Here is a 12,798-nt window from a genome sequence, read left to right on the forward strand (position 1 = left end):
CGGCCGAGGGCCCCGGCAGCCTGCACGGATCACTGCCTGCGGCGGCGACTCGGACGACCTGCTGGAACGGGCGCAGACGCACTACGAGGCGGACGCGGCATGAGGCCTGCCCTGCCAGTCGCCGGCTAGGCGGTCGGTGATTCATCGATCGACCGCCGACCGCCTGAGCCTTCAGTGCTGCACAACGTGGCTGAAGAACCCTATGGAGGGATCTTCAGGAGTGCCGACCAGTAGCGCCCTGTCCAATAGCCCGTTGCTGTGTTCACAACTCGTCTCGGGCAACAGTACGCAGGCATGGCAGGCCGCCATGTTGATGCCGCCGACACCGCTCCCTTCCGACTCGACGCAGAGGGGATCCGCAGAACACCAACGTGCCCTGTCCAGAGCCGAGTCCAAGGACATCCGGAGGCGCTCGGGCTCGCCTTGTGCGACCAGGCCCCCCAGGCTCCCCGCAGAGTCGCTCGTCGCGGTGCAGATGAGGATCCCGGCCATGGTGTCGCTCGCGTAGAGCCGCTCCCGCAAGGACGCCGCCGGATATCCCCCGTCCAGGCTCCACTCGTTGATCAGAGCGTGCGTCAGGGTGTGGAGGAGAACCATGCGGGGGGAGGCCGGCGAGTCGGGCACGGAGCCCGGATCCTGGGCGCGTTCGCGCATCATGCGGGTGTGGTTGGCCCGTATGCGATCGGCACGCGCCGCCACGGCGACGCTCCGGGCCCAGGTGTCCAGCCTTTCCTCGTCGAGCCGGAGGAAGACGCCCTCGCCCTGGACCTCCATCGCAGGCAGCCAGTCGAGGTCCTTCAAGGACAGGGCCGCCTCGTGGACATCAGTGCGGGTCTCGGGGGTGTCGACCCGCGAGAACGCCTTCAGAGCGCGCACTTCCCGCAATCGCTTCACCAGCATCGGACCCGTGACCCCGTACGGAATCAGCACGGTCGGGGAGGAACGGGGGGGCTCGCAGACGAACTGGTCGTCGCGAACGGTCCCCTTCTCGGGTCGCCCCGCGATCAGCCTTTCGTACTCCTGCTTCCGGAGCCTGACGAAGGCGTTGTCCACGGTGACTTCCTCGTCGGAACCCGCGTCCTCCTGGTTCTCCGCTTCCAGCAGGGCGAGGACCTTTTCGACGGAGAACTCGTACTTCTCCCTCACCGTGATGGCTTTGAGGTAGATCTCGATGCCGTCCAAGTTTCCGGCGAGGTAAAGCTCACGGAGCGGGTCGATGTCGGCCTGAAGTCGGGTGAAGTGTTCGTCGCTCCACGGTGGGATGGACAATGCCGTCCGCACGATCGGTTGCCAGGCGACGGACGAACCACGCTGCAGGGTGCGCGGCCTCTCCGAGCAGCGATCGGTCGGCGCGTCCTTCAACCAGGGGCGCTTGCCACTGCAGAACACCTTCAGGTCCGAGAGGGCCGTCCCGCTGAACGCGCCTTCCATGGACACCTCGGGCACGCCGCAGGTGCAGGAGACCAGGATCGATCGAAGCGAGGCGGTCTTTCCGTTCGTGCGTAGCCGCATCTCTCCGCCGCAGAGACCCGTCTCGCCTTCCTGCCGATTCTTGCGGTGCGCCCACTTCCAGTACGGGAAGTCGTCGATGTGGCCCTTGGCGCAGGCCATGACGAAGCGCGAGGGAACGAGGTCCTCCTCGCAGTCACCGCATTCGTTCTTCCCCGGAGGGGAGTTGAACTGCCGTACGTGCTGGAGGGTGTGGCACACCGGGCAGGAATGCCACAGAGGGAATCGGCGGACGTGCACGCCGTCCTTGCTCGTGTCGTCCGATGCCGGTGGGAGGCGGAACGACTTCACACCGAGGGCCCGGGCCAACCGATGCTCGTGGATGGTCGGTGCGTCGCTGATGTTCCAGGAATCGGTTCCGGCCACTATGAACGATTCGTTGTCCACAGCGACCATCGATCCGACACCGTAGGTCGTGATCATCTGAGCGCGACGCACGGAACCTCGACGGGGATAGCTGCGCTCCGGCGCTCCGGTCCGGCGGCGTCGAGCGGGGGGCGGGGTCATCGTGTTGCCTCCATGAACAGGCCGGACTCGGCATCGACATCGCGCAGACTCCACAGCGTTTGCCAGGCGTTTTCGTCGGGGTCGTCGTCGAACCCGCACAGCAGCGAGGGTGTCCGTCGGCCCCGCTTCGGCTCGTAGAGCAGGCCGCCCTGGGATTCCGCCAGATCCGACCACCACTGGACGAACTCGTCGTAGGCGTCTGCCGTCGCCTGGTACTCCGCCTTGTCGACCTTCTCGACCCGTTCGAGCAGCGCGTCCCGCACGATCCGGTCCAGCTCGTCGCGGAACTCGTCGATCCGTCCCGCACCGTCGTTCGGGCGGGCTTCGGGGATCATGATCCGGGCGAGCGCGACGACGACGGCGTGCAGTCCCCGCTCGCGGGAGCGGGAGGAGAACGGCGTCACGCTGGTCGACTCCACCTCGCGGTACAGCGCAGAGTGGAAGTGCTGGAAGCTCTCGTAGTGCGAGCGGTCCCTGGAGCGGTTCGAGTTCAGCATCACGGCCACCAGGCCGGGGTGACGGCGCCCAACCCGGCTGGTCGCCTGGATGTACTCGGCCGTGGTCTGCGGCTGCCCCATGACGGCCATCAACCCGAGCCGGTCGACGTCGACGCCGACCGAGATCATGTTCGTGGCCAGAAGAACGTCCACAACATCGGGGTGCCCCAGCCGCTGCTCCACCTGCTTCAGGCGCTTCGGCACCTCGCTGGAATTGGCGCGGCTCGTCAACTCCGTCTGTTCCAGGATCTTTCGCCGCACGCTCTTGTCGCGATCGGCCAGGTAGCCGAGATGCGCGTCGACATCGTCGTGGACCTGGAGCTCTGCCGCGGCCAGCAACCTGAGGCTGTTGAAGTATCCGACGAGTGTCCAGTAGGCGTCGCGGACCTGGTCGTCGTCCTTGCCCTGCGCGGCCCGATGGAGCAGGTTGGCGTACGTACGGATGAGTAGCGTGGACTGGCTCGTGCTCGGCGTGAGCAGGCCGACGTACTGCCGGCTCGCCTTGCGCTCCTTGGGCGTTTCTACGGCGAACCAGGAGTCCCTGGCGTCGATGCCCGCCGGTGGGAACTGGGCGACGACCTCGCGGGCGAACAGACTGCTGCCCTGCTCCGAGGCCCGACGGATCGTCGCTGTCGACGCGATGATCTTCGGCTTGCTCGCGAGCAGGTCCACCGCCGTCTCGTACAGTCCGGTGAGCGTCCCGAGCGGCCCGGAGATGAGGTGCAGTTCGTCCTGGACGATCAGCTCCGGAGGAAGCGTGCCGTCCTCGCGGTCGCGGTTGAACAGCGCAGCGGTCTGTTCCCGCCACGGCATCGCGGCGAACTTGTCGACGGTCGCGATCACCAGGGTCGGGCGCGCGTCATAGACGGCTTCGTCGATCAGGTGGACCGGCAACCCGTCGCGGAAGTCGCACCACGTGTCGGGGCAGCGGACGTGCATCCGCTTCGCCTCCTCGTCGACCTCGTACTGGAACGCGTCGAGGCGCGTGCCGCACCAGGGACACGCGTGCAGTTGAACCGGGTTTTTCTCCTGGAGCTCCTTCTCCTTCCGGAGCTCCGCGAGGCTCTCCTCGGCGACCGACAGCTTGTTCGGTGTGGCGGACTGACCCACCCACATGCCGATCGAGATGGGTTCCGTTCCCAGCGTCCGTTCGTCACCGAGACGAATGCGCTCCATGGCGCAGATCAGGGACGCGGCACGCTCGAACTGCTGCAGCGTGAGAAGCCGCAAGGTGTAGCGCATCAGCACGGTGACACCCCCGCCCCGCTCCTTGTGCCGCATCCGGCGCAGGAAGGTTGTGAAGGCAATCAGACCGAGATACGCCTCCGTCTTGCCACCACCGGTGGGGAACCAGAGGAGGTCGGCGATGTCGCGGTCGTCGTGCTCCGGGTCCACGATCCCTTCGAGGCAGAGAAGCATGAAGGAGATCTGGAACGGACGCCACCGGCTCGCGGACGTATCCGGATCGCCTTCCCGACCGTTCTTCACCCACTCGCTGCGGCCCCGCTGCTGGGACATCGCCCGGTTGGCGAGACGGAACGCCCGCATCGCTTCGCTGTCCGTGCCGAGGACCATGATGCCTCGACGCATGCGAGCCAGTGCCGCTCCACACTGCTCGATCCGGCTCTGGGCCGGAGCCTCGTGCGGCGTCCCCCGGAAGGCCGCAGCCTCCGCCTCCTTGCGGTCGATCCACTCCGCGTACCCGGCCATCAGGTCGTTGAGCGCGGCCAGGACCTCGTTCTCGGGCCGGGTCGCCAGGCCTTCCATGGTGAGGGCCGAGTCGTCGATGTCCGGGTTGGAGTCGGTGAGCAGCACATCGTGCGCCGGAACGAACTCGGTGCGCACGGTGGTGATCGCCGCGCGTTCGATGTTCGGGGCACCGATCGGGGGAGGGGTCCAGTCCCAGTCCGCCGAGCAGCCGTGGCCGACGGCGAACGTGGGCGCGTGCCGGTGGAGCAGTCGGCTCGTGGCGACCTCCGAGTCGATCACCGTAAGCTCGGACGGGCGGTCGACGAGGCCCGGTGCACCGGACTCGGTGGTCACGGTCAGACGGGGCTGGTAGAGGCAGAACGCGTCCTGGAAGGCGTACTTGCCCACGCGATGCGTATTGATCAGCGTGATCGTCACGGTGACCGTGCCGCTCGCCGGAGCCTTCGGCCGGACGACGATGTCCAACGCCGGGCCCTCGTTCCGATCGTCCGGCGTCCTGTCCTGGCGGATGTCGTCCAGCCGATAGCGACGAGGCACTGTCACATCGACCGTCACGGGGCGCACGGACAGCTCGCGCCGACGCCAACGCTCCTTCTGCTCGGACACCGTCCGGGCCGCAGCCCGCTCGGCGGCCACCGGACGCCCCTCGGTGTCGACCGGATCGTAGGCGGCGACCTCTGTGTGAACGAGAAGGCGGGGAGCGACTGCCGGGTCCACGGCGAACGTCAGGCCCATGGACGAGGGACGCCGGTCGCCGACATGGGCCGTACCGAGGTCGGGCAACGGATCCTCGGCGTCCCGACCCCTCCGCATGAGCGGTGCGTCGTCCAGTCCCTCGTTCTCGTCCGCGTCCTCCTGGAGTGCCCGCTCGGACTCGGGATCGGATGCTCTCGGGAACAACACCCCTATGGGATAGGTGGTGATCGGCGGGTCCTGGGTCAGGACCTCGTCGGCGGCGCCCGGGCCAAGCAGGTCCTTGCGGAGCTGCTCGACGAGACCTTCCCGAAGTGCGTAGTGGGCGGCGTGCGTGCTGGTCCCGTCCGTCATCCGACGATGCCTTCCTGCGTGGTCCTTGCGACGCGCCTGTAGCGCCCGAGCCCTGACATGCGGGGCACCGTCCAGATGCCGTGGTCGCCCAGCCCGGCGCGTGCGCCGGACGCGGTACTGCCCGCGACGCTCTCCAGGCAGTCGACCCGGAAGCCGGTGATCTCCACCGGCCAGTTGATCTCCCAGGTCTTGTTGATCTTCAAAGAGGTGTGGAGGTCCTTGCGGAACCGCTCCGAGACGACGGAGATCGCGCGATCCCCGTGGAAGACGGTGTACGGGGGGCTCTGGTCGGCGGCGATGGTCATCTCGTGCTGGGGTCGGAGCGTCAGTACGTCACCGGGCGAGACCGACGACGTCAGGTAATCCTGCACGGCGGCCGCATCGTCGAGGAAGCCGTCCGTGCCGGGGGGGTGCTCCCGACACACGTCCCGTCCGGCGGCGACGATGCCGTCGCGGATGTACGGCTTCCACCCGCCGAGGTACCACCGTTCGGTCACCCGGTCCCGGCGCACGAGTGCGGTGTCCGGTGCCGCGATACGGAACAGGTCGTCCCGGGCACGGGTCATCGCGACGTACAGCGAACGAGCCTCGGCCGCCGGGTCCACGTGGCTGTGCTGCTTGCGCAGCTCGATAGTGGAGGCCGGTTCGACCACGATCACCCGATCGAACTCAAGTCCCTTGGCGCGGTGCACGGTTGACACCACCAGGTCCGCGGGCTCCACGGCCGCCAGGTCATCCGGGAAGCGCCCTTCCGCGACCAGACGCCGCACCGCCGAGACATCCATCAGACCTCTGGGCGCGCGGGCGGCGCCCCGCAGGGAGCGCCAGATCCTCGCACGGTCGCCGACGGGAGCGGTCGGACCGGCGGCGAGCAGTTCCTGGAAGCGCTCCTCGGTCATGGTCGTGGTACCGGTGTTGAGCAGCACCGAGGTGACCCAGGCCGGAACGGGGCGGTCCTGTAGTGCGCGCTGGACCCGATGCCCCACCCCGAGGGAGAACAGTGCCTCGGACAGAACCAGGGCCTGGCGGTTGTCCCTGCAGAGGATGGCGCAGGTGCCCGGGTAGGCCCGGAGCGACTCGACGGTGAACGGATCGTCCAGAGGGCCGAAGTCGGGGCATGAGCGCAGCAGGTCGGTCAACCGCCGGTGGAACTTCTCGCCTGCCGCGTCGGATTCGGCGGGCTCCGACGGCAGCCTCTTGAGCTCGGCGCCGAGAGCGAGAGCGGTACGAGCCTCCTCCGTTCGGGCCCGGAAGTTGGCGGTGAGGTGCAGTTCGATCAGGTCGTCGGGATAGGAGGCCCGGAGCCAGTCGAAGAAGTAGTTCGTCTCCGCGGCACGGGCTTCCTGGTCGGAGACCTGGAAGCCGAAGATGGCCTGGGCCCCGTCCCCCACCACGGTGAATCCGCAGCTGTCCTGGAAGCGGTCCAGCAGCGTCTCCACCATGTCCCGGCGGTCGCCCACCAGGTCCTGGACCTCGTCGATCATCACGTGGCTCGGGGGCCCCTGCTCGCTCTCCTCGACGGCCCCCCGCAGGATTGCCTCGGTCGTCTCCCTGATCCGCTCGTCGAAGCGCAGTGCGCCCCAGTCCCGGTCGGGCTCCTCACCGCGCAGCACCGAATAGGCCCAGGAGTCGAAGGTCTGCACCCGGACCCGACGGGCCTCCTGGGCGTGCAGCGTGATCCGCTCGCGCAGCTCACGGACCGCCGCACGGGAGAAGCTCAGCACCAGGATCTCGCCGGCTTCGAGTGCCTCCTCCTCGTGACCCATGAGGGCGTCGAGGCGACGGACCAAGGTGTGCGTCTTTCCCGCACCCGCGCCGGCCGTGACCAGCAACCGGGCGTTCCAGGGCTGCTCGACCACAGCCCGCTGTTCCTCGCTCAGGGGCGGGCTGTCGTGGTACGCGTCGGTCACTTGGCCCTCCACAGGTGCTCGAACTGCGTGAAGGCGAGCGCCTTGCCGTAGTTGGTGATGTTGTCACGCACGTTGAGGATCAGGCAGGTCTCCTTGCCTCCGTTGCCGGGACCGCGCAGACCGCGACCGATCATCTGTTGGTAGACGTTGGGGCTGTAGGTGGGACGGGCGACGACGACGGCCCGGGTGGCCGGGGCGTCGAAACCCTGTGTCAGGACACCGTAGTTCGTGAGGACGCGCACGCGGCCGCGACGGAAGTCGTCGATGCTCTTCCTGCGCTCGCCCACGGAGGTTGCCGAGTCCACCGAAGCGGCGGTGATGCCGCGGTCCTTGAGTTTCGCGGCGAGGAACTTGGCGTGCGCCACGGATGTGGCGAAGACGAGGACCGGCCAGTCGGCGGGCATCTCGGCGATCTCCTCCAGGATGCGCTTGTTGCGGTCGTGGTCGTCGGCGAGGCGTTGCTCGGCGGCCTTCGACAGCAGGCTCATCTGGTCGGCCCGCTCCTTCTCGTCGTTGGTCAACTCGATGGTGCCACCCATGAGTACCCGATGATCGACCTTCGCCAGCATGCCGAGCTTCTGCAGTTCCCCGTACGCGTCGTCGGAGGGGAAGATCCCGTCGTCGAGCCGTTGTGCCCCGAAGCGTTGGACCAGGCGCTTCGTCTCCTCGTCGTTCGTGTTGCGGAAGGGGGTCGCGGTGAGCCCCAGCAGATGGCGCTGCGTCTCGCGAGCGGTCAGGCCGAGTTGTTCGAGAATCTTCGTGTACTGGGGAGAGATGGCGACATGGGCTTCGTCGACGATGACCAGACTCGCCTTTTGGAGCCATGCGTATCCGTCGGTGCCGAGGCAGTTGCGGAGCTTCGCGTCCGTGGCAATCACGAGGTGCGGTCGGTCGCTCACCGGCCCCGCCTCGTTGGTCGTCCACAGCCTGCTGATCGTGAGAGAGCTCTCGGCGCCGACCTTCGACCACACGAAGCTCCAGCTCTGGACGGCCTGCTCGCAGAGTTCCTCGGTCTGGGCGATCCAGAGGATGGGTCCGTCCAACTCCCTTACGGACTTGACCCAGCGAATTACCGCTTCCGCCGCCACCCGGGTCTTGCCCGCGCCGGTGGGCAGGGACAGCATGCCGCGTTGGGGCGCGAACCGGTCGAGCATGGCGAACACCTTGGTCGCGAGGCGTTCCTGGTAGTCGTGCAGACGCGGGAACTCGGTGGGACCGGGGACATCCACCCTCGGCGGCAGGGAAGGCGCCCGGGTTCCGGCGAAGGAGTCGGGGAATCCGAATTCGGAGACGAACTTCACGGCGGGCGAGGAGCCGGTGAAGCTCGATGGCGCGTGGCTCGGATAGGCGGCCAGCAGATCACGGGTGTGCATGTGCAGTACGCCGTCACCGTGGGCGTTGTACGCCATCCGTGCGATCCGGCGGGCCGACGGGTCGACACCTCCGAGTTCGGCTCGCTCGCTATCCAACAAGCCGGGCGGCAGGCCTGCGCGCAGCGCGGCCTCGCCGATGAGCAGTTCCAGCTTCTCCTCGACGCTCTCCGCCTCGCGGACCTTGCGCAGCGCCGCCTGGAGCTGCTGGTCGGCCTCCTGGCGCTCCTGGGAGTCGAGAACCGCGCGACATCCCGCTTCCTTCAGTCCCCAGCGCAGCTCACGGTCGATCGCCACGAGAGCGGCAAGCCGGTCCTTGGGCTCCAGGACGAGTACGGTGTTGCCCTGGAGGGCGCTCTTGAGCGGGGTGGACCGCGTGCCTTGGGGGGTGCGGGTCACTTCCTCCAACTCGGAGCACGGCAGCAGTCGGTAGTCGTTGACTGCACTGCCCATCCGCTGACGGAGGGTGGGGAACTCGTCGTGCAGGGCGGCCGGTTCACCGATACCCACATGGCGGGTCTCTCTGCTGACGACGTCGGCGTAGCGCAGCATCCCCCACGTCTTGACGAGCATCGCCGCGTCCTCGGTGCTACCTGCCAGCAACGCCGGAATCTGCTCCGCACGGAGTGTGCGGTACTCCGCCTCGGACGCCGCGACAGCGATCTTGTCGTCCTCCCGCGCGGACCACTGCGACCCGATCCGACAACGGGTGAGGTCCCCCTCGGGGAAGTCGACCTCGAGCCGGGTGAGCATCACGTACGTACGACCGACGAAGGTGTCGTCGTCGCTGGTGCGGAGCTGCTCCAGCAGGCGATTCCACTGCTTCACCGGCACGTCGTCCACGACGGTCGGCAAATGGAGCTTGCGAGCCTTCTCGGCGCTAATGTCCGCCACCGGCAGGACATCCGCGTATGCGTGCAGCTGAGGGCCCACCGCGTCGGAGACCGGCACGACACCTTGCGAGGTGGGGACCCGGCCGTGGCGGGCGAGCATCCAACGCAGCGGGGAGTGAATGGACTTGCGTGTGGACACCTGGACGCCGAACTGCATGGTCCAGGTATCGATGACGCTTGCTTCGGGCAGCGTCTTCACGAAGGCTGCCCGCCCCTCGTCCGACAGTCGCTCCAGGAGATGCAGCGGTCCGCCGACGGGGGAGCCCTCCAGCTTGAGCCTGTTGAACTGCGGGCGGGACGCGTTGCTGCTCAACGTCCTGCAATAGCTGTCGTAGATCGCCGTCGAGTATGCGGCGAACCATGCTTCGTCCTGCGTAGGGCGGTGGCCTGCGGTGGGCGCCGCGCGCAGCCCGAACTCGTGGAAGACCACCCGATCGTCGGAGTGGAAGTCCAGGTCCACCGCCACCGAACGATCCCGACTTCCGTCGGCGGGCACCACGGGCCCGGGGAGGAGACAGTCCCGCATACGGTGGAAGCGCCCGTCCGCGGTGCGCACGTGCAGTGTCGCCATCGGATCGGGCACGCGGGCGATCACCTCACCGCTCACCTGGCTGCCGCCCGCACTGTGGAACAGCTCCCAGAAGCGGGTCCAGTCCTGGGGGCTGTATCCGGCGAAGCCCTGCTCCAGGACACCGATGAAACGGCCGCGGGAGTCCGCCTCCCGAATGCCGAGGGTGTTGAGGTCGCTGGTGAGTGACTGGTCCTCGGAAAGGGCGGCGTCCACATACGTCGTGCCGTCCCGCAGACCGTCCTGGACGGCCCGGCGGAAGACCTTGCCCACCATGGCGGGCACCAGCCCGCTCTCCTCTGTCAGCACGATGCGCGCGGTCCGGGCTTCACCCGCGAAGGGCGAGCCATCGCGGACCATCGCGGCGACGATGCGGATCGCGACGGCTGAAGCAGCGGCCATACCGTCGCTGACGAGCGCTTCCAACCACTCCCGGACGGTGGCCCTACCCTGCCTCGTCTGTTCGAGAACGTGTGTCACCTTGCCGGCGCGGAACTCGCCGGCTTCCACGGAGGGGTGCACCCAGTTCGAGGGACGCCCGGGGTACGCGTTCCACATCTGGAGCCAGTCGACCTTGAGCGGGTTCTTGCCCACCGGCGCCGGGTGCACGCGTAGCTGCCTGGGAGCTTGCAGGACACCGTTCTGATCGGGGAGGGACGGTCGCTCCGCGGTCAGCTTCCAGATCTGCTCGGTCAGGTACTTGTCGGCCCAGTTGAGGGTCTCCGACTCCCTGGTCCGACCGGGCAGCAGGGGAAGATAGGCGCCCGGGTCCTCGACCGGAGCCAGCCGCGGCAGCGATTCGACGACCAGCTCCGCGGCGATTTGGATGATCTCTTCGTTGAAGGGGCTGGAGTCCAGAAGGTTCTGCCTGTCCTCATTCGTCTTCCAGGCACCGTTGAGGATCCCCGCCAACGTCATCGGGTACTTGGTCGGGAAGAACGACCAGAACTCGCCCCGGCCCTTGGGGACGGTGAGAACGGTGTCACCGGTGTACTCGGGAACGGCCCACGAGATGTCGATCGTTCCGCGGTCGTGCATCTCGCCCGCGCTGGCCCTCGCCCGTTCGGTGGGCCGGTGGGCACGCGTGAAGACTTTCCAGGTGGCATGGGACTCCGGCTTGCCCGTCCGTACCTCGTGAATCGTGTGCACGATGTCCTCGTGCTCGATCGTGATCTCCCGCCGGATCTGCGGCATGGCACGACGGTTCTCCAGGACCACCGTCCCCACGTGGGAGGAGAACAGCTGGAAGCGCGCGGGGAACTCCCGCTGGATCTGCTGGCCGGCCACCGTGTGGATGTCGTGCCCCAGGCGATCGGCCGCACCGGGCAGGAGGGGAAGCCGGACCACGGTGGTGGCCCAGCCGAGCAGCTCGTCAAGAACGGGATCCGTCGCACGTTCCGTCTCCGCCTCCAAGGGGCGGGCCATGCGCAGGACAGGGGCCTCGAAATCGCCGTCGACCGCGTGGCTGCCGGCTTTACGGATCTCTTCCAAGGACCAAGCCCGGTCGAATCCGAAGGCCCCGGACGTGCTGAAGAATTGAGGAGCGTCGGTGACGGCCAGGACCGATTTCACCCCGACCCCGAAGCGGCCGATCTGCCCACCGCGCTTCTTCGACACACTCATCCGAAGGATGGTCTCAGCTCCTTCCGACGTAACCTCCTTTCCCTCGTTCGCGCAGTACAGGTGCGTGTTCGTGAGGACGACGTGCACCTTCCCGCCGGGAGAACACGCGATCTCGTCCGCGGCATTCTGGACGAGTTCGAACAATTGGCGATCCCCATAACCGCCCTGCGTGATCCGCCGCTCACCATTGGCGTGTTCCAGAATCAACCCCGGGTCGACGCGATACGTCTCAAGGACGCGCGCCGACTGCTCGATAATCGTCTGGATGACGGACGTTTCGCCCGCACTATCCGTCACATAGGGGTGGTTCACAGTATTCCCATTCCGTGGCCGTGAGCTGAAAGCGGGGGAGCCGGCGGGCGGCCGCTGCGGGGGATGCGGCCGGCCGTCGACTCAACGATAGGAGCTGGGAGTCCGACGAGGTGCCGGGATGGTCGAGCCCGAGGACAATGACGACGATTTACGGGCGCTCACGGTTCCGGCGACGCCTGCTCCACCGGCTGGTGCCACCGGTGTTGTTCGGCGGACGGGTGGTGACATCAGGGGTGCGGGAACGATTCGGCAAGGGAGGGATGGGCCGCTGAGCCCCCTTCCAGCCGTCCGCTTCCGGAGCCACTTCTTCCTCCGACTCCGGGTCCGCCGCGATGCTGCGGGCCGCCGCCCTGTCACGCAGGAGCCGCAGATGGCTGATGCGCGAACGCGTCGTTCCGACGGCGTCGAGGAACTCGGACCGCAAGTACGGGTCCTCGATGGAGTCGTACTGTTCGACGAGTCCGAACGCGGCATCTTCGGGGTCGGGCGGGCTGGTTTCCATGGCGGGCCCCCTGGGTCCTTGTGAATGTGTACCGGGCGTGACGGAAAATGGCGCACGTGCAGAAGGGCGGAAAGAGCACAGCAGGGTGAGCCCATTCGCCAGGAGGAAGGTTTCTTCGGATGGATGGGAAGGCGGGAGAGAGTCTGAACCGAACGTGGAATCAGCCAAGCGTACGAAGTCGGTCGATGGCAACCGGTTGGGGGAATTTATCTCGAAGAATTTTTCCCGACCGTCGTGAAGTAATTCCGGGCATGCAAAACAAGCCCTCCCGCAGACAGGGCTGGTTGCGCCTGGTGAGGCGTTTCCCGCTTTCACGCTACCTGCTCGAAACGTGCCGCCGCAAGCCTCCA

At 67.3% G+C, this 12,798-nt stretch carries 5 protein-coding genes; all 5 read right to left on the minus strand.

The features are described from left to right. Positions 1-171: 171 nt before the first annotated feature. The gene (drmB, locus tag ACIQM3_RS12910; RefSeq protein ID WP_401622967.1) at positions 172-2,016 is read right to left on the minus strand and encodes a DrmB family protein; all 1,845 of its coding nucleotides are present in this window, start codon (positions 2,014-2,016) and stop codon (positions 172-174) included. Beyond that, positions 2,013-5,270 (minus strand): helicase-related protein, encoded by a 3,258-nt coding sequence (locus ACIQM3_RS12915; RefSeq protein ID WP_401622970.1) that lies wholly within the window; start codon positions 5,268-5,270, stop codon positions 2,013-2,015. Before ACIQM3_RS12915 ends, drmB begins: the two co-directional genes overlap by 4 nt. After that, positions 5,267-7,180 (minus strand): UvrD-helicase domain-containing protein, encoded by a 1,914-nt coding sequence (locus tag ACIQM3_RS12920; protein ID WP_401622973.1) that lies wholly within the window; start codon positions 7,178-7,180, stop codon positions 5,267-5,269. Before ACIQM3_RS12920 ends, ACIQM3_RS12915 begins: the two co-directional genes overlap by 4 nt. Continuing rightward, a complete protein-coding gene (locus ACIQM3_RS12925) occupies positions 7,177-11,946 on the minus strand; it encodes a DEAD/DEAH box helicase (RefSeq protein ID WP_401622976.1) in 4,770 nt (1,589 codons plus the stop codon). Before ACIQM3_RS12925 ends, ACIQM3_RS12920 begins: the two co-directional genes overlap by 4 nt. A gap of 148 nt (positions 11,947-12,094) precedes the next feature. After that, the gene (locus ACIQM3_RS12930; protein WP_401622979.1) at positions 12,095-12,448 is read right to left on the minus strand and encodes a hypothetical protein; all 354 of its coding nucleotides are present in this window, start codon (positions 12,446-12,448) and stop codon (positions 12,095-12,097) included. Positions 12,449-12,798: the final 350 nt, after the last annotated feature.

The sequence above is a fragment of the Streptomyces sp. NPDC091271 genome, assembly GCF_044757505.1.
GTDB lineage: Bacteria > Actinomycetota > Actinomycetes > Streptomycetales > Streptomycetaceae > Streptomyces.

Bases quoted from the DNA above. Each gene is read 5' to 3' on its own strand.
- ACIQM3_RS12915 (WP_401622970.1), bottom strand. From the start codon at position 5,270: ATGACGGACGGGACCAGCACGCACGCCGCCCACTACGCACTTCGGGAA.
- ACIQM3_RS12930 (WP_401622979.1), bottom strand. From the start codon at position 12,448: ATGGAAACCAGCCCGCCCGACCCCGAAGATGCCGCGTTCGGACTCGTC.
- drmB (WP_401622967.1), bottom strand. From the start codon at position 2,016: ATGACCCCGCCCCCCGCTCGACGCCGCCGGACCGGAGCGCCGGAGCGC.